The following is a 21,233-nucleotide window of genomic DNA, read 5'->3' on the forward strand; positions in this document are numbered from 1 at the left end:
TATTGATTGTTATTTCGGCCCCCGGATTTCGGAGGCCGATTTGGTTGAGGTCTATCGTGCTCGCAGCGTTAAGGGATGTTTCGTTACATCGCCAGGTTTTTGCCCTGGCGCTTCCAATGGTGTTATCCAATATTACGGTACCCTTGCTGGGGCTGGTGGATGCGGCGGTGATCGGCCATCTTGAGTATGCCTGGTATTTAGGCGGCGTTGCCGTGGGCGGCACTATGATCAACGTGACCTTCTGGCTGCTCGGCTTTTTGCGTATGGCGACCACTGGTTTGAGCGCGCAGGCCTATGGGGCCTGTGACAAAGATGCCCAGGCCGGGGTGTTTGTGCAGGGAATTGCACTTGCCTGGCTGCTGGCCCTGCTGCTGATTGTGTTTCACCAGCCGGTGGCCGAAATGATTTTCCATTTCAGCAGTGCCAGCGCTGAGGTGAAAACCTATGCCGAGCAGTATTTCTCGATCCGGATCTGGGGGGCGCCGGCTGCCTTGGCTAACCTGGTGATCATGGGATGGTTGCTCGGTACCCAAAATGCCAAATTGCCTATGTGGCTGCTGATCGTCACCAACCTGGTAAACATCGGTTTGGATATGCTTTTTGTTCTGGGCTTCGGCTGGAAGGTGCAAGGCGCCGCGGCGGCCTCGGTACTGGCCGAATACAGCGGCTTGGTACTGGGGCTATGGTTTGTTTCTCGCCAGTGGATCGCCCAGGCCTTGCCGGCGTTAAGGGATAAAATAGGCTCTGTGCGCCATGGGATGGGACGGCTGTTGAAGCTGAACCGCGATATATTCCTACGCAGCTTGTGCCTGCAGCTGGCCTTTGCCTTTATGACGTTCCAGGGGGCGACATTGGGTGATAATGTGGTGGCTGCCAATGCGGTGCTGATGAGCTTTCTGATGCTGGTGTCTTACGCAATGGATGGTTTTGCCTATGCGATGGAAGCCATGGTGGGCAAAGCCATTGGGGCTCGGAGCCGTGAAGAGCTGGGACGCTCTTTGGTCGGCACCACTTTCTGGAGCCTGGTGATATCGCTATTTATTACGCTGGCCTTTACCCTGTTTGGCCTTGATATTATTGGCCTGATCTCGAATATCCCCGAAGTACAGCAGGAGGCTGCACAGTATTTGCCGTGGCTGGCTGCCGTTCCTTTAGTCTCGATGTGGTGTTTTCTGCTGGATGGTATTTTCATTGGTGCCACTCGGGGCAGGGAAATGCGTAACAGTATGTTTGCGGCGATTTGCAGTTTCTTTGTGGTTTGGTGGCTGTTGGCGAGTTTTGGCAACCATGCGCTATGGGGAGCGATGCTCGGCTTTATGGCGATGCGGGGGATCGGGCTGGCGGTGATATTTGCCTACCAATGGCAAAAAAATATTTTTCTGGAACCTGCCAGTGCAAACAACTAGTTAGATTTTCTCAACGTGAGTTGGTTATTTTTGCATCAAAAAAAGGCTACACATCAACCATGCTATTTGTTTAAATGCGTTCAGTTATTGAACAGGTAGTACAAATGAAACAAGCAGTAATTGGCTTCATATTGGCCGTGATGACGCTGGGCTGGGGAACTTCCGCACTGGCAAGTATGCAAGGAAAATCGCTAAAGGTAACGGCAACGGCCTATAACTCGGTTCGGGCTCAGACCAACAACAACCCCAATATTGCGGCTTGGGGCGATCGCCTGAAGCCGGGTATGAAGGTGATTGCAGTTTCCCGAGATCTGCTGAAGATGGGGATCACCCATGGTACCAAGGTCAAAATCTCTGGCCTGCCCGGTGAATATGTAGTGCTGGATAAAATGAACAAGCGCTGGAGTCGCAAGATTGATATCTATATGGGTAAAGATATCCAGGCGGCCAAGAATTGGGGCCGCCGCGCGGTCACCATTACGGTTATCGACTCTTAAGTGCGAGCTTAAAATTAAAGAAAGCCAGCCTCAACCGGGCTGGCTTTTTTATGTCGCTTGGTTTTACTTGAAAGTGCAAGGGAATAATGATCCTAGGTTCTTGGAAGTGCAGGCCCTAGGTTTCTAGGAAGAACAAGAGCTTGACTCTTCCGCGAGGCTCTCGAATCCTGCAGGACCCAGGACCCAGGACCCAGGACCCAGGACCCAGGACCCAGGACCCAGGACCCAGGACCCAGGACCCAGGACCCAGAATACAAAAAGCGAGAGCCTTGGCTCTCGCTTTTTCGCTTTGCGATGTTTCACGCTTAGTAGTAAGAGTGCTCACCACGGGCGTGCTCGGTTACATCGCGTACCCCGGTCAGTTCACCGGTGAACTGGGCCAGCAGCTCTTTTTCGATCCCTTCTTTCAGGGTGACATCTACCATTGAACAGCCGTTACAACCACCGCCAAACTGGAGGATCGCGACACCGTCTTCAGTAATTTCAGCCAAAGAGACATGGCCGCCGTGGCCAGCCAGCTGTGGGTTAACCTGAGTTTGGATAACGTAGTCAACACGCTCCATTAGCGATGCATCGTCAGACACCTTGCGTACTTTGGCGTTCGGTGCTTTTAATGTTAGCTGAGAACCCATTTTGTCTGTTACAAAATCGATTTCTGCATCATCCAGGAAAGGAAGGCTTAGCTCATCAACAAACGCAGAAAATAGCTCAAGCTTAATTTCAGTATCGCTTGCTTCAACCGCTTCCGGCGGGCAGTAGGACACGCCGCACTCTGCGTTTTGAGTACCAGGGTTAACCACGAATACTCGGATGTTGGTGCCTTCCGGCTGTTGAGCAAGAAGTTTGCCGAAATGCTGTTGAGCATTTTCAGAAATAGTAATCATAGACACGACGTAATACCTGACTTATTTAGTAAGATTAATTCTATTCTACTCTTAGACGCACTTTGTATCACCCCCTAATCGCTGTGGCTATGATTTCATCACAGTTCTGCCACCGTTTTGCGCTTTTTCTGTGATCATTTCATCGCCGGGGTATAGCAGAGGCAGTAAATATCAACTTGCTTAACTCCTTGTTTTAGGAGGAGGTTGGTCAGTTCGGCCACGGTACTGCCTGTTGTCACGACATCATCGACGATGGCAACATGGTCGGGTAGCTGCTTTGCTTTAAGTATAAATGCCTGGTGAAGGTTTTTCTTGCGTTCTCCCTTGCTCAGCTGGCGCTGAGCTTGGGTGTGGCGGGTTCGCTGCAATGCTCTGGGCAGACACTGGCTACCCGTTTCTCTGGCAACCGCCTGGGCCAATAACGTGCTTTGGTTGAAACTACGAGTGAACTTGCGTATCGGATGCAGAGGAACAGGAAGGATACATGGTGCCGGGTGGGTAATTTGCTGGGCGAGAAGGCGCCCGAGCGGCTCGGCAAGCCAGAACTTACCGTTGAACTTGAGCTGGTGGACCAGTTGGCGCAAGGGAAAACCATATTCCCCGAGCCGGTAAAATTGCTGCCAGGGTGGGGGGGCTGATAGGCAACTGCCGCACTGGCTGGTTGGTGTGAGGGTTGTGGCCCCACAGCGTGAGCAATAAGGGGGCTGGGGAAAGCGGGCCATACAGTGCTGGCACCAGACTTTTTCATGGCGGCGCAGTGGCAAGTGACACAGCTGGCATTGCTGGTTGGTCCATTGAAAGATTGATCTTAGCGGTAAAGGGGATAACATCCTTACCATCCTGTCGGGCTGGTGATAGCCTGGTTCTGTGGTTTAAAGAAGGAAGTGTAAATGACAGCCAAGCTACACTGGCAAACTGAAGGCCAAGGTTCGGATCTGGTTCTCATTCATGGCTGGGGAATGAACGGGGCGGTCTGGCAGCAACTCCTGCCATTGTTGACACAGCATTACCGTGTTCATTTAGTGGATTTACCCGGCTATGGTCACAGTCGCGAGTTACCGGCTGAAAATATCGAAGAGATGGCACATCGATTGCTTAAATATTCACCAGAACCTGCAATTTGGTTGGGCTGGTCCTTGGGAGGGCTGGTGGCAACACAGGCTGCCCTACAGGCACCTGATCGGGTAAACAAGCTGGTGACGGTTGCCAGCTCCCCGCGCTTTGCAGCAGAAAACACATGGCGAGGTATTCAACCTCAGGTTCTGGATGATTTTCAGTGTCAACTGAGTGATAACTTTCAGCTGACGGTTGAGCGTTTTATGGCGCTCCAGGCTATGGGTAGCCCGACGGCACGCCAGGATATCAAGCTGTTGAAGCAGGCGGTGCTATCACGTCCCCAGCCAAACCCAGAGGCGCTGGCGGTTGGACTGAAGTTGCTGGCTGACGTCGATTTGCGGGATCAGCTGGCCCAGATCACCCAGCCCTGGTTGCGTTTGTATGGTCGTCTTGATGGTCTGGTGCCGGTGAAAGTTGCCGCCGCGCTGGATAAACTGGCTCCGCAGTCTGAGCGGCAGGTGTTTGCCGCGGCATCGCATGCTCCGTTCATCTCGCATCCAGAGGAGTTTGTGAAGGCATTGCGTGCTTTTATCGAGCAGCCTTAACGGAATACTGGTCATGTGTGGCGAATTGGTAACATTTTCTTAAACTTTTCGAAAATGGTGCCGATATCAATCAAATGGAGTTGCTCTGTGACAGAGAGAGGCCATAATGACAGTAGGAAGTGTTGCGAATACAACTGCTTATTCGCCAGCGACGCTAAAAGCGTCAGCTGCAGCTTCAGCCAAGGCTGATGAAGGGAATCAGACGGCTGATCAAACCCGTTCCGTGAAAACCGGCGAAAGCACCGTGTCGCTCTCCGAGGAGGCGAAACGTATGCAGGCGGCAGACGCGGGCAAACAGAAAACAGAGGCTGATGGTACGGCCCAATCGACGAAGCTCGCCGAGTCGTTTGCCTATGGCGCGTTAGGGATGGACCACCCTGATGAAGTGAAGCAAAATACCGATGATTTCTATACCGCAGGGCAAGTGTTGTCAGCCTTGGGGACGGTAGCGACGGTAGTGCTAGCAATTGCCTGATTGACCCCATCAGCTGATGTCCGGAGAAGTGCGTCAGCATGATAGTTTCCCCCGTACAGGCAGGAGCACCGACGGTAGCTCCTTCAGTGAACCCGCCAACCGAACAGGTCGCGCGGGATAATCGCGTACGTGAAAAAATTGTCCCTCCTACCCAAACCGCCGAATCTGCGCGGGAGAAACCGCTCAGTAGTGACGAGAAGCAGCTCAAGAAGCCGTCTTGGGATCCTAGCGAGCATCCTGACTATCATGATCTTCCTGTTGCCGAGAAACAGTATGGTTACCAAGAGGACTTTGAGCAGTTGGTCAAGGCGCTGTCGGCAGATAGCTATATGGCGGATGTCAGCGAGCTGGGTTATGCCATGCATATTCAGTTGCCGCGGGACTTGCTCGAGGAGCTGGAGAAAATCAGCCAGGTTGAGCGTACCAAGGGGGTCGTCGCCCACCGTTATGCGCAGGCAACGATTCCGAATCCGCCGACTGAGTATTTGGTCGTATTGTAAAAGAGGCGAGTGACGCTTCGCTCCGGGGGCGCTTCGCTTCGGGAAGCGAGGAAGAGCGGTTCTAAGGCCTTTGGAAAAGCAGGCCCAAGGACCCAAAAACAAAAAGCGAGAGTTCATGTTGACTCTCGCTTTTTAATTTTTACCATCTGCGACGCTTCACGCTTCACGCTTCACGCTTCACGCTTCACGCTTCACGCTTCACGCTTCACGCTTCACGCTTCACGCTTCACGCTTCACGCTTCACGCTTCACGCTTCACGCTTCACGCTTCACGCTTCACGCTTCACGCTTCACGCTTCACGCTTCACGCTTCACGCTTCACGCTTCACGCTTCACGCTTCACGCTTCACGCTTCACGCTTCACGCTTCACGCTTCACGCTTCACGCTTCACGCTTCACGCTTCACGCTTCACGCTTCACGCTTCACGCTTCACGCTTCACGCTTCACGCTTCACGCTTCACGCTTCACGCTTCACGCTTCTACTTCTTCTTGGCGTTGGCAAAGGCAGCGGCGAAGGCGCCGCCCATTGCACCGTTATTGCCCTGGCTGTTGTTGCCTCGGTTGCCATTGCTACGCGGCTGGCGCTGTTCCCGAGGTTGCTGACGCTGGCCTTGTGGTTTGCGGGCTGGCTTTTCTTGTCCCGGCTCGTCACTCAGGCGCATCGACATACCGATCCGCTTGCGCTGTAGGTCGACTTCCATCACCTTCACCTTGACGATATCACCGGCTTTCACCACCTCGCGCGGATCCGAGACGAACTTGTCGGACAGGGCGGAGATGTGGACCAGACCGTCTTGATGCACACCGACATCGACGAAGGCACCAAAGTTGGTGACGTTGGTGATCACCCCTTCCAGTACCATGCCCGGGATCAGGTCCTTGACCTCGTTTACCCCTTCGGCAAAGGTGGCGGTCTTGAACTCCGGACGCGGGTCGCGGCCAGGCTTGTCTAGCTCGCTAATGATGTCAGTAACGGTCGGCAGACCAAATTTTTCATCGGTATAGTCCGCTGCGTTTAGGCTGCGCAAGAAGTCTGTATTACCAATAATTGCATCCATCGGCTTGCTATTATTGGCAGCAATAGCTTTCACTACCGCATACGATTCAGGGTGAACGGCAGAGCTATCCAATGGATTTTTGCCGTTCATGATACGCAAGAAACCGGCGCACTGTTCAAAAGCCTTTGGCCCTAGACGAGCGACTTTTTTCAAGGTTGTACGGCTTTCGAAACGGCCATTCTCATCGCGGTAATCCACGACATTCTGCGCGATGGTTTTGGTTAAACCGGCGACGCGAGTCAGTAGAGCGGCTGATGCCGTATTTACATCGACACCGACGCCGTTTACACAGTCTTCCACAACCGCATCCAGACGCTTCGCCAGCATGCTTTGGCTAACATCGTGCTGGTATTGGCCAACACCGATGGCTTTAGGGTCGATTTTCACTAGCTCTGCCAGTGGATCTTGCAAGCGCCGGCCAATGGAAACCGCACCACGAATGGATACATCCAGATCAGGAAACTCGTTTGCAGCGAGTTCCGATGCCGAGTAAACGGATGCACCCGCTTCGCTCACCATCACGCTTTGAATTTTTAGATTGTTGTCTTTGAGTAACTTGGCAACAAAGGCATCTGTTTCACGTGAAGCAGTGCCGTTGCCGATCGCAATCAGATCTACTTGATGCTTCTTCAACAAAGCCAATACAGTGGATTCAGATTGAGCGACTTGCCGCTGCGGTTGGTGCGGATAAATCGTCGCGATATCAACCAGCTTACCGGTAGTATCAATCACGGCAACTTTACAGCCAGTACGTAAGCCCGGGTCAAGTGCCAGTGTCGTGCGTGGACCTGCCGGTGCGGCCATCAGCAGATCGCTAAGGTTATCGGCAAACACCTGCATGGCACCGTCTTCGGCTTTTTCACGCAGAGCGCTCATCAGCTCGGTTTCCATGTGCATCAGGATCTTGATACGCCATGCCCAGCTGATCACTTGTTTGCGCCAGGTATCTGCTGGCTGGGTGCCGAGAGTCACACCGTAGTGGTCGGCAATCATGACTTCGCAGTAAGAGCCGCGAACGCCTTCATCTTGCTGTGGGTCGGCATTGAGCGAGAGCTGCAGGAAGCCCTCGTTACGGCCACGGAACAGCGCCAGAGCACGGTGCGACGGAATATTTTTCAGTGGCTCGTTGTATTCAAAGTAGTCTTTGAATTTTGCGCCTTCCTGCTCTTTGCCATCGACAAGGCGGGATGTCAGCTCAGCGTTGTTTTGTAGCTGGCGGCGGATTTTGTCCAGCAGGGCTGCATCTTCGGCAAATCGTTCCATCAAAATGGCACGGGCGCCATCCAGTGCCGCTTTGGTATCTGCAATGCCTTTATCTGCGCTGATATATTGCGTCGCTATTGCTTCGGGATCGTTGGCTGGTTGCTGCCACAATGTATCGGCAAGGGGCTCCAGTCCAGCTTCAATGGCTATCTGGCCTTTAGTGCGACGCTTTTGTTTGTATGGCAGGTAGAGATCTTCTAAGCGCGTTTTGCTGTCGGCTGAATGAATTTCAGCTTCCAATTGAGGGGTAAGCTTTCCTTGTTCGGTGATTGCTTTGAGGATGACCTTACGGCGATCATCCAGTTCGCGCAGGTAGCCGAGGCGGGATTCCAGATTACGTAACTGGGTATCATCCAACCCGCCAGTGACTTCCTTACGGTAGCGGGCAATAAATGGCACCGTGTTACCGTCATCTAACAGAGTGACTGCTGCTGTGATTTGCTCGTTGCGAACACTCAGCTCGCTGGCAATCATCTGGTTAATAGCGTTGCTCATCCGTTGGTATCTCTTGGTTGTCGTTAACCCGCCCATTCTACGGAGGAATGGGGGAGTGGCAAGGTGTGATCTGTTAAGAGTGTGTCAGTGACCCCGTTAATCGTAGGCACTGAATGGGAAGAATGCGATGTGGTTATTGGCAGGATGGAAAAAGGGGCGTTTTATTCACGAGTTAGCGGTAATGGAGGCGCTAACCCGTGATACGGCGGGTGACTAATTACAAAGAAGGTTCTGACTCACCGGCGCCACGGCGGGAGGTATCACTCGACTCGACTAAGATTGCTCCGGCGGCTTGCTTGATCCGTTGCCAGTGTGCTTTATCGACGGCGATGCCCTGCTGCCAGGCTTGCGCCTGGGTTTCGGCCAGCCTCTGCGAAGAGATGTGGTGATCGAACTCCGTGGCAGCGGGCAATGCGATGACCTGGGTGCTGATTTCAATCTTCAAGCTATGCAGGTCTTCTGATTGCGGCGCTGGCTGGGCAGAGACAAATAACTCCGGATTGATACAGCCTTTGTTTAGCACATAGACGATGTGTTTAGGATCGTGGCCGTTGTGCCAGGTGGCTTTCACCGATAGCCCTTTGGCAGCCAGTTTAACCAGCTCGCCGAAGGCCAACCAACGGTTATGGCAGTGCTGAATATTGAGGGTGATGGCCTTTCTGTGAATCAGTTTTTCTAGTGTGTAATCAAGCAGCGTCGGCAGGTGGCATAGAATGCTACAGCCATGCAGATTGGCGGTGAGAAGGCTTGATGATGAGGCTTCGACATCAACCGGGCAATCGCGCTCTTGCTGCAGGAAATCCAGGGCCTTGACGAAATGTTCTATGCCGTTGAGACCGACCATCTCCAGATCGACCACCATGTTGGCAATCATATCGGCTTCACCGCAGCTGCGGCGCATACCAGCAAAGGCTTTACCTGTCAGTACCACCAGTTCATTGTGTGAGACTTGCATCATGCGTTGCCCTCCGGCTGTGATGTTGAGTTGGTGTCGGCAGCGGGCAATAGCGGGAATAGCCATTCACCGTCATGAATTTCATCTGTCAGGGGAGCACCCTGGAAAAAGGTGACCCGTACCCAGCGATCAGAACGCGGGTCAAATTTGGTGGCACCAAACATCGCCAGCTTGCAGCGCAGTAAATGCATCGGCAGGGCATGTTGGTTCAGCACATTCATTTGAATATCACCCATCGGGCAGTGGCCTAACGTCCAGACTCGGCGGGCGATTGAGCGAAATTGTGGCTGCTGCAGCAGAAATTCAGCCAATGTGTGATTGGCAGGTATGTCGGCCAGCGCTTGGTTTAGCTGATAAACCTGGCGGGCGATATCCAGTCCGAGCTCGCGATCTTCGCCTGGTTCTTGGCCCCTAATGCCCATCCGAGGTTCTTCTTTATCTTCCGACCGATACCAGAACCAATAGGTGTTTTCCGGCTGGGTAAAGTCGATGTCTAGTGCCCAGCGATAACGCGTGGCTAATACCCCCTGCACATCACGGATGGTAATACCGGGGGTGAGCGCTAAGTTCTCATCGGCATTCATGGTGCTCTCAAAGTGATCAACGTCATCGGGATAGAGCTCTAGCAAACAGGCAAGGGCTACTTCCTGGGTCTCGTAGCTGTAGTCTTGGTTATGTTCCAGCCATTGCCCCCAGTGCCAGTGTTGCTCCACGGCAGAGGGTAACGTGTTGATCACCGCTTCGAGTTCGCTGACAGCTTGGTGGTTCAATGCCTGTTGGTGCTCGTCAATGGTGACCACTTGCTGCAAGTGCAAACAAGCGCGCCGGAGCAGCGGGATGATCGCGTCACAACTAGCAGGGGTAAGCGGCTTCCCTGTTACAGCTGCAATCGCCTTTTCCCGCTCTGACAGCCATTGGTCAACGATGCGGGGGTGGTTGATAAGGTAAGGGGCCATGCCCAGGCCCGTTGCATTGCCCACCCCTAAATACCGCTGTAGGGGGCGTGCCAGCTGGATGGCCTGCTCGCCACCTTGCTGTTTGGCCAGGAAGTGGATCCAGTCGAGGCTGAACTGGCGCAGCATGTAGACGGCGCACATTTGCGCGCTGAAGGAGAGGTTGAAATCGTGGTTGTCCTGCAAGATCTCAAAATCGGCAATGCCAAACTTGCCGTTACCGTAAACGGCGGTGGTACGCAGGATGTAGCCGACATTGGCGAGCACCTGGCTGTCAGGTTGCTGGCCTTGGGATAGGGACTCGACCAGATGGTCAAAGACCCGGACACTCTTATTGGCACGCGCCAGCACCAGTACCTTGCTGGTGTTCCGGCCGGCTTCCTGGAGCGGCACATTGCTCTGTAGCTGGGCCAACAACGTGTCGTCAACATCACCCTGCACTAAGGCAAAGGTGACATCCCACTTTTCGGCGATAACGCGGTCATTACGTTCTTCATCGGCAATGGCATCGGAAAAGACCACCAGATGATAGTAGTGCTCTGGCGTTTGTAGACGGTAAATAGCGGTGCCAAAACCGAGTTCAGACAATGCCCAGCGATGCTGAGAAACTTGCCAGTCTTGGTTGGCCATCCGGCGGATCAGGCTTCTGACAAAGCTGATCCGCGTTTGGTGCATTGCGCCTAGCCGTTCCGGAGACATAACTGTATCCGGGTGACGTAATTGTGATTGGGTTCCAGTACAAAGATGTGCATCCATTTTGCTCACCATATTGAAGTTATTTGAGCCAGCAAGGACTCATTATTATTATGGAAGGCAGCCCGGTTGGCTGCCCGACCTTAGTAGTAAAACGTGGCTTATAAGCCTTGTTCCTTTGCCATCTTGTATGCCAGCCTCGGGGCATCCCACAATGACGGCAGCAAGATTAATGAAACGGGGACCGCGGTAATGACAATGAAGGACTGGAGCGCCGAAACGCCACCCGAGCCTAAGGAGATTAGGATTAGTGCAGTGAGTCCCATCATTACCCCCCAAAATGTACGAATGAAAGCATTAGGCTCTGTCTCGCCGCTGATCACGACACTGATGGTGTAGGTCATCGAGTCACCGGTGGTAACGATGAAGATTGTCGTCAGGATCAGAAACAGGATAGAAACAATTAACGGGAACGGCAGTTGTTGAGTAATAGCTAACAGGGCGCCCGGCAGGTTGAAGCCTTCGAAGGCTTTACTGACAGAGCCTGGGTCGGCAATTTCAAAGGCGATCCCGGAGCCGCCAACAATGGTGAACCAGAAACAAGTGATGAGCGGGGCAATAATGCTAAGGGTCATCACCAGCTGGCGAATGGTACGGCCGCGTGAAATACGGGAAATAAAGATGGCCATCATCGGACCGTAGCCCAGGAACCACCCCCAGAAGAATACTGTCCACCAGCTGAGCCAGCCTTCATCACCCCGGTAGGTGGCCATCGGGACAAAGTTGTCGAGCATTGCGCCGGCGCCTTGCAGGTAGCCGTTAATAATAAAGCCCGTCGGGCCAACCAGTAACAGGTAGGCCATTAACCCAACTGCCAGAATAATGTTCCAGCGGCTTAGGATCTGGATCCCGCGGTTTAGCCCGCTCAACGCCGACAGGGTGTAGATCGCGATGGCAAAAAGGATAATGATGAACTGGGTTGTGAAGCCATCGGGAATATCAAATAGCGAGTTCAGGGCGAAGCTGATTTGCAGACCAAGGAAACCAATGGGGCCGATTGTGCCAGCAGCAACGGCAATGATGCAGCAGGCATCGATGGTGTTGCCCACCGCCCCTTTCAGCGCGCGCTCACCCAGTAACGGATACAGTAGAGTGCGTGGTTGCAGTGGTAGCCCTTTGTCATAGTGCAGGTGCATCAAGACGATAGCTGTCAGGCTGCCGGTGATGGCCCAGGCCAGAAAACCCCAGTGCATGAACGATTGTGACAAGGCATTGATCGCAGTTTGCCACGGGCTATCAGGCACACCATACAACGGCGGCGGGCTGACATAGTGGGCAATCGGCTCGGCGGCGGCCCAGAATACCCCGCCACCTGCGAGCAGGGTACAGAGCAAAATAGCTAGCCACCGGAAACTATCCATTTCCGGATTGTCTAAATTGCCCAGCTTTACATGGCCGGTCTTGCCAGCCGCAAGGGCCAGGCCAATAAGAAAGGTCAGCAGCAACAGGATTTGCCAGTAAGGGCCGAAAAAGGTCACCGACCAGGAAAACCCGGTGTTGACGAAGGTTGAGAGCAGGGCGTTGTCATACAGGGCGAGGGCGACAAACAGGGCAATAAACCCACCGCTTAGCCATAGTACCGGGTTCTTCAGCCCCAGTTTGTCTGATGTGGTTTGCAGCCCGGTGATAGGCTGTGCTTTTGCTGTATTCATGATGTCGGACATACGATGTCTCCAGACGTTATCGGATTTGTATGGGCAAAAACATAAGGGTTAAGGCCTGCTTGAAATTATTGTTATAGGCAGTCGGTCAGTTATTGGGCTGGTACCAGGCCGTCTTGCAGGAAGCTGAACCAGTTTCCACCCATGATTTGGCTGGTTTCTGGTTCGCTGAACCCCTGTTTCAACAAGCCGTTATAGATATTTTCCATCCCTTTGGTGCCGCTAAACCAGGGCAGCGCATCAGGCCAGCCCGCATTGCTGGACGAGCCTTCGCCGTAGTCCATGGATTTTGACCAGCGCCCGTTGCGCATCCATTCCAGAACTGCCTGCGGCTGGTTCAGGCACAGGTCGCTGCCGATACCGAGGTGCTCCACCCCAATTAAGTCAGCCGTATCTGCAACCATCTGGCAGAAGCGCTCCAGTGAGCACTGGCTGCTGTCTGGCAGGTGAAACGGATAGAGGCTAAAGCCCAGCAGCCCGCCGCGGCTGGCCAATGACTTGATGACCTCGTTCGATTTGTTACGCAGGGCATCATGAGCAAAGGCCGGGTTGGCATGGCTGATACAGATTGGGCGGGCAGACAGGTCGATGGCTTCCAGGGTTGAACGCTCGGCGCTATGCGACATATCGATGATCATCCCGACCCGGTTCATCTCGGCAATGGCCTGCTTGCCAAAGCGGGTGACGCCGCTGTCTTCCTGTTCATAGCAACCCGTCGCCAACAGGCTCTGGTTGTTGTAGGTGAGCTGCATGATCAGCAGCCCCTGCTTGCGCATGACTTCGATCAGGCCGATTTCATCATCAATCGGTGAGCAGTTTTGTGCGCCAAGGAAAATCCCGACTCGCCCTGTTGCCTTGGCTTTCTCAACATCGTTCATGTCCATAATCGGCATAATGAGATCGCTGTTTTGTTCAAAGCGTAGGTTCCACTCAGCAAAGCGCGTTAATGTTTCCCGTGCTGTTTCGTGATAAACCACAGTCGCGTGAACTGCCGTAATGCCGCTTGCTTTCAATGTTTCGAAGTAAGTGCGATCCCAGTTGCAGTACTGCAAACCATCGATAATGATGCGTTCCTGATACATAGAAGCTCCTTAGTAAGGGCGCTGGTAAGTGGTTTTTACAATGGTGTAGAACTCTTTTGCGTACTGGCCTTGTTCGCGTGGACCAAAGCTAGACTGCTTGCGGCCGCCAAACGGAACATGGTAATCCGTGCCTGCTGTTGGCAAGTTCACCATCACGCAACCTGTTTGCGCTTGCTGCTTGAACAGGGCACTGGTGCGCAGGCTCTGGGTAATAATGCCGCCGGTTAGGCCGAAGCGGGTATCGTTAACCGTGGCGATGGCTTCATCCAGGTCGGCAACACGGATCACGCTCGCCATAGGGGCAAAGACCTCTTCCTGGTTAACATCCCATTGGTTCTGGGTGTCGAGAAACAGGGTCGGAGCCATGTAGTAGCCATCGTGTTCCAGGCTTAATTTTTCGCCACCAAAGGCTAATTCGGCACCGTGCTGGCGAGCTTTTTCAATCCAGTCCAAATTTGATTGAAGCTGGTTGCCATCGACCACCGGGCCCATAAAGACTCCGTCTTCAAGTGCATGACCGATTTTTAGCGTGTTCATGCGTTTGATTAACGCATCGACATAGGCATCGTGGATACTGTCGAGCACGACCAGTCGTGATGAGGCGGTACACTTCTGGCCTGCGCCTGAGAAGGATCCCATGATGGTTGCCTCAACCGCAGTTTGGATATCGGCATCATCGGCAATGACCAAGGCATTCTTGCTGCCCATCTCAAGTTGGCAGCGGACGAAGTTAGGAGCCGTTGCAGCTGCCACCTTGCGTCCGGTGTCGACAGATCCGGTGAAGCTGACGGCATTGATTTGATCAGAGTTGATTAAGGTGTTGCCGACTTCTGATCCGCTACCTAGAACGAGGTTGAAGGTGCCGGCTGGCAGGCCTTGGCGGTGGATGATTTCAGTCAGGGCAACGGCACTGGCAGGGGTAAGGTTGGCCGGCTTCCAGATCACGCTGTTGCCGAATGCCAGTGCCGGAGCGATTTTCCATGCGGCAGTGGCGGTCGGAAAATTCCAGGGTGAAATGATAGCCACCACACCGACCGCTTCCCGGCTGACTTCAACAGAGACTCCCGGACGTGTTGATTGGGCAATGTCACCCATCTGACGCAGCACTTCCGCGGCGTAGTACTGAAAGAACTGGCCGGCGCGGTAGATTTCTCCGCGGCCCTCGGCAAAGGGTTTGCCTTCTTCGCTTGAAAGCAAGGTGCCGAGTTCATCGCAGCGGGCGATCAGCTCGTCACCAATGGCTTGCAGTACTTTCTGTTTTTGCTCGAGGGGCGTTTTTTCCCACACTGGCTGCGCTGCTTTGGCGGCCTCAATGGCGTGTTGTACTTGCTGTTGGCTGGCCTGGGCAAACTCCCCTAGGTTCTGGGTAATATCCGAAGGGTTGATGTTGCTGATAGTTGTTGTGCCGGACTGCCATTCTCCGGCGATGTAGAGGGCTTTTTCTGCGTTAAATGTCATGGGACGATCCTTGAAATAATGCGTTATCTGATTCAGTTGCTCTGATAAATCGATGTTTCTGCTTATGCATCTTCGTCATTGACGGCAGCGTAAACGACAAGCTCGACGAGCATTTCTTCCCGAGCCAGGCCGGCAACAACGACGGCGGCACGGTTGGGGTATGGGGCGTTGAAATAGTCGGCGTATACATCATTGACGGTGGCCAGGTAGCTGCGATCGGTCACATAAATTAGTACCTGCAGGACAGCATCGGTTGAGACACCGGCACACTCCAGGGTGTGGACCAGGTTATCCATGGTCTGGCGGGTCTGGGCTTCGATCCCACCATCAACGACACTGCCGGATTGGTCTATTGGGATCTGGGCGGTGTACAGGGTTCCGTTGTTGACGACAGCCCACTCCAAAGGGGCTTTTGAGGCAAAAAGAGCGGTACGGACGGATTTTTTTGATGATGTGGCTGACATATCTCACCTGTAATGTAACGAGAATGTTTCAATGTGGTTAAATAGTGCACATAATAAGATGATAAATCGAATGGTTTATTTCTGACACTTGATAAGTTTTTTTTATCAAAAAGGAGCGGCGAATAGATCATGTTGTAGGTATCAAGGAGGCAAATAAGATGGATATGAAGCTACAGCAGTTGAAGCACTTTTCTTTGGTCGTTCAGGAAGGTGGCTTTCGGGCGGCTTCAACCAAGGCGAACCGCTCTCAGGCCGCGCTGTCGACGTCGGTAAAAGAGCTGGAGAAGATCCTTGGCCAGCCACTGTTTGAGTCTGGTCATAAAGCCAAGCTAACACCTTATGGCGAAGTTTGCCTGCCGAAGGTTGATCAGTTTCTCCGCCTCTACCAGGCTCTGGACAGTGACTTGCGCGCGGCTGCCATCGGTCAGCAGGGACAGGTCCGGATTGCCAGTGTGCCGTCGGTGGCCGCGAAGCTGATCCCCAAGGTGCTGGCGCTGTTCAGTGCCAGTTACCCGCAGGTGGAAGTATCTTTGGTCGATGATAATGCCGCCGGGGTGGAAGCCCGGCTGTTGGCCGGCGAGGTCGATCTGGCGCTGGGTAACTGCCTGCATGTCAATGATGAGCGAATTGACTTTACGCCATTACTGTCAGATCAGCTGGGGGTGGTGTGCTTGCATGATCACCCTATTGCCGAGTTAACTGATGGGGTCGGGTGGCGCCAGATCACGGCGTATCCGTTTATTAAAAATGGTACTTGCAAGCTGCTGGCCCCGACGCCTGCTCGGGTATTGACTGAAAGCGCGCTGTACACGGTGGAAAATATCACGTCCTTGTTCTCGGTACTGGCGCTGGGGATTGGTGTCACGACCTTGCCCAAATTGGCCTTTCCTGATGCTGACACACCGCTGGTCTGGCGGCCGTTGAACGATCCTAAAGTGGAACGGCAGATAGGTATTTTCCGCTTGCATGACCGTCATATCTCACCAGCGGCTAATGCGTTCTTTGCTCTGTGTTGCGAACAGTTGTTAGTCCGGGAGGATTAACGGCGGCTGTCGACGATCAGCGATAGCGGATGCTGTTGACGAACCACTCCTTCTTGCCTGCCGGGGTGCTGACCTCAAATTCATCGTCGACTTCTTTTTTCAGCAACGCCCGCGCCATGGGGGAGTCTATGGAGATATAGTCATTGCGACCATAGATCTCATCTGGGCCGACAATGCGAAAGCTTTTGGTTTCGCCGTCATCGTTTTCGATCTCGACCCAGGCACCGAAGAACACTTTGCCGTCTTGCTGGGGAGAGTAGTCAACCACCTGGACAATTTCGAGGCGCTTGCGCAGAAAGCGCACCCGGCGATCAATTTCTCGCAGGCGCTTTTTGTTGTACTGGTAGTCGGCATTTTCACTGCGATCGCCCAGGCTTGCAGCCCAGGTCACTTTTTTGGTGACTTCAGGGCGCTCTTCCTTCCAGAGAAAATCGAGCTCTTCTCTGAGCTTGGTGTACCCCTCGCGCGTGATTAAGTTGGTTTTCATTGCCTTGTCCTGAACCTGAATACAAACCAAATCATCTAATGCTTTGTTGATGGCGTCAATAAGTCAGATCAGGATATGGGGTGACGGTGAGCCGTTTTGGATAATTGATTGAATTTAAGGTAATTTAGTGAGTGATAAGCTTGAAGCTGGCAGATTTTTGATTTCGCTGCCGTACTATAATCAGGAATGGCCGGACATATTCGGTAACAATTTTGGCGACTTTTTAGCGGCAGAATTCAGCTTCAGGTTGGAGAGGGTCGAGTAAACTCCGTTCAGAGCTCGATAACACGATCGATGCAGGTAAGGTGAGATATGCAGGAAAATTACAAAATTCTGGTTGTTGATGATGACATGCGCCTGCGTGCGCTGTTGGAGCGCTATTTGTCGGAGCAGGGTTTCCAGGTGCGTAGCGTGGCGAACGGTGAGCAGATGGATCGCTTATTATCTCGTGAGACTTTCCACCTGATGGTGCTGGACTTGATGCTGCCGGGCGAAGATGGCCTGTCGATTTGCCGTCGGTTACGTAATGCCAACAATATGCTGCCAATCCTGATGCTGACCGCCAAAGGTGATGAAGTTGACCGTATTGTCGGCCTTGAAGTCGGTGCGGATGATTATCTGCCGAAGCCTTTCAACCCGCGTGAACTGCTGGCCCGGATCCGTGCTGTATTGCGTCGCCAGACGATTGAAGCCCCTGGTGCTCCGAGTGTTGACAGCAAAATCATTGAATTTGGTGATTTCCGCCTGAACCTAGGCACCCGTGAGATGTTCCGTGGCGAAGAGTCTATGCCGCTGACCTCCGGGGAGTTTGCCGTGCTAAAAGCCTTGGTTACCAATGCCCGTGAGCCGATGTCCCGTGATAAGCTGATGAATATGGCCCGTGGCCGGGAATACTCGGCGATGGAGCGTTCGATTGATGTGCAGATTTCCCGTCTGCGTAGAATGGTAGAAGAAGATCCGAGCCGCCCACGTTATATCCAGACGGTATGGGGGCTAGGCTACGTCTTTGTACCTGATGGCAGCGAGGCTTAAGTGAGGCAACAATGATGCGGATGTCGCCGCGCAGTACGTTCACCCGTACCTTAATTCTTCTGGCTGGCTTGCTGATCGCAAGCCAGATTTTTTCGTATCTGGCGGTACTCAATTACGCCTTGTTGCCCAGCCTACAGCAGTTCAACCGTATTCTGGCCTATGAAGTGCGGTTAATGCTCAAAGAAGATGTCGAGCTGGCTGACGGTAAAATGTTCCACCTTGATCCTCCGGTTCGCCGCCAGCTTCTGGAACAGCTGGGGGTGACGCTACACCTTGAAGGTAGCCCTGAGCTCAAGGAATACCAGCAAGCTACCCAAATAGAGTACCTCAGCGAGGAGATGAGCCGTGAGCTTGGTGCGCCAACCGAAGTGCGCCTGGTGTTGGGGGCTGACAGCTACGTGCTATGGATGAAGTGCGATGCCATGCCGGGGTACTTTATGCGGATCCCGTTGTCGGAGCTACAAGAAGAGGATTTCTCGCCGCTGTTTCACTACAGCCTGATCATTGCTTTTATGGTGATAGCCGGGGGCTGGCTGTTTATCCGGATCCAGAACCGGCCATTGGTGGCGCTAGAGCAGGCGGCATTGCAGGTGGCCCGCGGTGAGACGCCGCCGCATTTACCGGAAAGAGGTGCCTCGGAAATTCGTGCGGTTACCAAGTCGTTCAACCGGATGTCTGAAGGGATCAAGCAGCTGGAAGATGACCGGGCGCTATTGCTTGCCGGAGTGAGCCATGACTTGCGTACCCCGCTGACCCGGATCCGCCTGGCGACAGAAATGATGTCGCCGGAAGACGGTTACCTGGCAGAAAGCATGATTAAGGATACCGAGGAGTGCAACGAGATCATTAGCCAGTTCATGGACTACCTGAAATCGACCAAGAAGCAGGAAGAAGAAGATCTTGACCTGAATATTCTGTTGCAGGAAGTGGCCGAAGCCGAAGGGGGCTACGAGCGCGAGATTGAACTTGAGCTGGGTGATATTCCCGGTATCGTGCGCGCCAATGCAGTTGCAATCAAACGTTCGGTGGCTAACCTGGTGGTGAATGCGATCCGCTATGGTAACGGCTGGGTGAAGATATCCAGCGGCGTAACCGCTGATCGCAAAACGGTGTGGTATTGTATCGAAGATGACGGCCCGGGTATTGAACCTGATCAGGTTGCCAAGATGTTCCAGCCCCTGACCCGTGGTGATTCGGCCCGTGGCAGCGAAGCGGAAGGTACCGGCCTTGGCCTGGCGATTGTGAAGCGGATCATTGACCAGCATGAAGGCGGGATTATGGTGAGTAATCGTAGTGCCGGCGGCCTTAAGGTGCAGGTTAGCTTGCCGTTAGTGGTTAAGAAGCACTGACAGGTTTTGCCGATATATGCTTCGCATAGGAAGCGGGTTACGCTGCGCTCCGGGAAGCGGGAGAAAAGCGGTCCTATGGTCCTGAGGCCCTAAAACAAAAAGCGAGAGTTCATGTTGACTCTCGCTTTTTAGTTTTTACAATTTGCGACGCTTCACGCTTCACGCTTCACGCTTCACGCTTCACGCTTCACGCTTTATTTCTTCTCTTCCGGCAATACCATATTCAGGACAATCGCAGTGATACCTCCAGCCGCCATGCCTGAAGATAGGATGCTCTTGATCCATTCCGGCATGAACTGCAGGATTTCCGGTTTCTGGGCAATACCCAGGCCCATGGAGAACGACAGTGCCATGATCAGAATGGCACGACGGTCTAGCTCGCAGCGGGAAATAATACGTACGCCTGATGCGGCAATGGTACCGAACATCACGATGGTTGCCCCGCCCAGCACGGGTTCAGGGATCATCTGGACCAAGTTAGCAACTCCTGGGAACAGGCCTAGCAGCACTAGCATACCGGCAACGAAATAGCCGATATAGCGGCTGGCGACACCCGTTAGCTGGATGATGCCGTTGTTCTGGCTGAAGGTAGAGTTCGGGAAGCTGTTCAATACCGAGGCTAGCGCTGAGTTGATACCATCGGCCAGTACCCCACCTTTGATCCGCTTCATGTAAACCGGGCCAGCAACAGGTTGCTCGGAGGTTTCTGAGGTCGCCGTGATATCACCGATAGCTTCCAGTGAGGTAATGGCAAAGACGATGACCAGTGGGATCAGCAGTGACCAGTTAAAGCCCAGGCCGTATTGCATTGGCAGCGGGATTGCAATGAGATCGGTTTCTGCAGCACGTGAGGTATCGAGCATCCCGGTAAACCCGGCAAGGGCAGTACCGGCCGCCATGGCGATAACAATGGAAGAGACCCGCAGGTACGGGTTTTTCACCCGGTTGAGCAGCACGATAAGGCCAAGTACCGTACCGGCCAGCATCAGGTTGTCCAGGCTGCCGAAACTGCCGTTTTCAATGGCGGCATAGCCACCGCCCATGGATGTCAGACCGATTTGGATCAGGGTCAGGCCGATCAGGGTTACCACAATGCCGGAGACCAGCGGGGTGATAATACGCTGGGCATGCTGGAGGACACGGGAGATAAATACCTCGGTCAGCGAGGCGACCAAGATAGTGCCGAAAATCGCGGCCATCATGGTTGGGATATCAGCGCCACCTGCCTTTAGCGCCAGGCCTGCGCCAATGATAGGGCCGAGGAAGTTAAAGCTGGTTCCCTGAATGGAAAGCAGGCCGGAGCCGATCGGGCCAAAGGTACGGATCTGGATAAATGAAGCCAGGCCAGAAGCAAACAAGGACATACTGACAATAGTATTGGTATCGCTGGCGGGCAGGCCCAGTGCCTGGCAGATGATTAGCGACGGAGTGATCACAGCAACAAACATCGCCAATAAATGCTGGGTGGCAGCAAACAGGGTTTGCGGCAGTGGTGGCCTGTCTTCCAAACGATAGATCAGATCCGAATTTCGTGGTGTTTCAATGTCGCTATGCTGGCGGGTCATGGCCGTCTTTTCCTTGGGCTTACTTCTGGATCCCTTTTTAGTGCGCTGAATGGGCACTTAAGCGTGAAAGCTGGATATCTCTGTGATTGCTGTTACTCAGATCCAAGCCAACACCGGGAGAAGTGAAAGTGGGTGAAATTTGTGCGCTATTGTAATTATCTTTTTGTAAATAGCAAACGTTTGCGCTGTTTG

At 53.4% G+C, this 21,233-nt stretch carries 19 protein-coding genes; 8 read left to right on the forward strand and 11 right to left on the reverse strand.

Features of this window, described 5'->3' with window-relative positions:
* The first annotated feature begins 56 nt into the window (after nucleotides 1-56).
* Nucleotides 57-1,406, forward strand: a complete 1,350-nt coding sequence (gene dinF / locus AC51G0_RS00675; protein ID WP_496300267.1) for an MATE family efflux transporter DinF — start codon at nucleotides 57-59, stop codon at nucleotides 1,404-1,406.
* Nucleotides 1,407-1,546: 140 nt separating this feature from the next.
* Nucleotides 1,547-1,903: a 3D domain-containing protein gene (locus AC51G0_RS00680; protein WP_496301827.1), complete on the forward strand. Its 357-nt coding sequence runs from the start codon at nucleotides 1,547-1,549 to the stop codon at nucleotides 1,901-1,903.
* Between the two features lie 305 nt (nucleotides 1,904-2,208).
* Here the strand turns inward: AC51G0_RS00680 and nfuA are convergent, their stop codons facing one another.
* Nucleotides 2,209-2,787 carry a Fe-S biogenesis protein NfuA gene (gene nfuA, locus AC51G0_RS00685; protein ID WP_496301828.1) on the reverse strand — a complete coding sequence of 193 codons (579 nt, stop codon included), beginning with the start codon at nucleotides 2,785-2,787 and terminating at the stop codon, nucleotides 2,209-2,211.
* Between the two features lie 134 nt (nucleotides 2,788-2,921).
* Nucleotides 2,922-3,617 (reverse strand): ComF family protein, encoded by a 696-nt coding sequence (locus tag AC51G0_RS00690; protein ID WP_496300268.1) that lies wholly within the window; start codon nucleotides 3,615-3,617, stop codon nucleotides 2,922-2,924.
* A 60-nt stretch (nucleotides 3,618-3,677) separates the two neighbouring features.
* On the opposite strand from AC51G0_RS00690, the gene bioH reads away from it, so the two are divergent.
* The 3 genes from bioH (at nucleotide 3,678) to AC51G0_RS00705 (ending at nucleotide 5,423) form a co-directional block, all read left to right on the forward strand.
* Nucleotides 3,678-4,448, forward strand: a complete 771-nt coding sequence (bioH, locus tag AC51G0_RS00695; RefSeq protein WP_496300269.1) for a pimeloyl-ACP methyl ester esterase BioH — start codon at nucleotides 3,678-3,680, stop codon at nucleotides 4,446-4,448.
* A 106-nt stretch (nucleotides 4,449-4,554) separates the two neighbouring features.
* Nucleotides 4,555-4,923, forward strand: a complete 369-nt coding sequence (locus AC51G0_RS00700) for a hypothetical protein (RefSeq protein WP_496300270.1) — start codon at nucleotides 4,555-4,557, stop codon at nucleotides 4,921-4,923.
* Nucleotides 4,924-4,961: 38 nt separating this feature from the next.
* Complete coding sequence (locus tag AC51G0_RS00705; protein WP_496300271.1) at nucleotides 4,962-5,423, forward strand: ATP-dependent Lon protease; 462 nt, start codon at nucleotides 4,962-4,964, stop codon at nucleotides 5,421-5,423.
* 479 nt (nucleotides 5,424-5,902) lie between these two features.
* Here AC51G0_RS00705 and AC51G0_RS00710 read toward each other — a convergent pair whose 3' ends face one another.
* The 7 genes from AC51G0_RS00710 to AC51G0_RS00740 all read right to left on the reverse strand — a co-directional run bounded on the left by AC51G0_RS00710 (nucleotide 5,903) and on the right by AC51G0_RS00740 (nucleotide 15,565).
* Entirely contained in the window at nucleotides 5,903-8,239 is a 2,337-nt protein-coding gene (locus AC51G0_RS00710; protein ID WP_496300272.1) for a Tex family protein, read from the reverse strand.
* A 217-nt stretch (nucleotides 8,240-8,456) separates the two neighbouring features.
* On the reverse strand, nucleotides 8,457-9,197 hold the full coding sequence (locus tag AC51G0_RS00715) for a DUF3726 domain-containing protein (protein WP_496300273.1): 741 nt from the start codon (nucleotides 9,195-9,197) through the stop codon (nucleotides 8,457-8,459).
* Nucleotides 9,194-10,903, reverse strand: coding sequence for a hypothetical protein (locus tag AC51G0_RS00720; RefSeq protein WP_496300274.1), 1,710 nt, complete (start codon nucleotides 10,901-10,903; stop codon nucleotides 9,194-9,196). Before AC51G0_RS00720 ends, AC51G0_RS00715 begins: the two co-directional genes overlap by 4 nt.
* A gap of 98 nt (nucleotides 10,904-11,001) precedes the next feature.
* On the reverse strand, nucleotides 11,002-12,564 hold the full coding sequence (locus tag AC51G0_RS00725; protein WP_496300275.1) for a BCCT family transporter: 1,563 nt from the start codon (nucleotides 12,562-12,564) through the stop codon (nucleotides 11,002-11,004).
* An 89-nt stretch (nucleotides 12,565-12,653) separates the two neighbouring features.
* Entirely contained in the window at nucleotides 12,654-13,643 is a 990-nt protein-coding gene (locus AC51G0_RS00730; protein ID WP_496300276.1) for a membrane dipeptidase, read from the reverse strand.
* Nucleotides 13,644-13,652: 9 nt separating this feature from the next.
* Entirely contained in the window at nucleotides 13,653-15,101 is a 1,449-nt protein-coding gene (locus AC51G0_RS00735) for an aldehyde dehydrogenase family protein (protein ID WP_496300277.1), read from the reverse strand.
* A gap of 62 nt (nucleotides 15,102-15,163) precedes the next feature.
* A complete protein-coding gene (locus AC51G0_RS00740; RefSeq protein WP_496300278.1) occupies nucleotides 15,164-15,565 on the reverse strand; it encodes a RidA family protein in 402 nt (133 codons plus the stop codon).
* Nucleotides 15,566-15,723: 158 nt separating this feature from the next.
* On the opposite strand from AC51G0_RS00740, the gene AC51G0_RS00745 reads away from it, so the two are divergent.
* Complete coding sequence (locus AC51G0_RS00745; RefSeq protein ID WP_496300279.1) at nucleotides 15,724-16,608, forward strand: LysR family transcriptional regulator; 885 nt, start codon at nucleotides 15,724-15,726, stop codon at nucleotides 16,606-16,608.
* 16 nt (nucleotides 16,609-16,624) lie between these two features.
* Here the strand turns inward: AC51G0_RS00745 and greB are convergent, their stop codons facing one another.
* Nucleotides 16,625-17,095: a transcription elongation factor GreB gene (gene greB, locus AC51G0_RS00750; protein ID WP_496300280.1), complete on the reverse strand. Its 471-nt coding sequence runs from the start codon at nucleotides 17,093-17,095 to the stop codon at nucleotides 16,625-16,627.
* 312 nt (nucleotides 17,096-17,407) lie between these two features.
* On the opposite strand from greB, the gene ompR reads away from it, so the two are divergent.
* Both ompR and envZ read left to right on the forward strand, forming a co-directional pair.
* A complete protein-coding gene (gene ompR, locus AC51G0_RS00755) occupies nucleotides 17,408-18,127 on the forward strand; it encodes an osmolarity response regulator transcription factor OmpR (RefSeq protein WP_265697554.1) in 720 nt (239 codons plus the stop codon).
* Between the two features lie 14 nt (nucleotides 18,128-18,141).
* Nucleotides 18,142-19,476, forward strand: coding sequence for a two-component system sensor histidine kinase EnvZ (gene envZ, locus AC51G0_RS00760; RefSeq protein WP_496301829.1), 1,335 nt, complete (start codon nucleotides 18,142-18,144; stop codon nucleotides 19,474-19,476).
* Between the two features lie 194 nt (nucleotides 19,477-19,670).
* On the opposite strand, the gene AC51G0_RS00765 is transcribed toward envZ, so the two are convergent.
* Complete coding sequence (locus AC51G0_RS00765) at nucleotides 19,671-21,041, reverse strand: uracil-xanthine permease family protein (protein ID WP_496300281.1); 1,371 nt, start codon at nucleotides 21,039-21,041, stop codon at nucleotides 19,671-19,673.
* Nucleotides 21,042-21,233: the final 192 nt, after the last annotated feature.

Source organism: Photobacterium sp. HL06 (assembly GCF_059552575.1).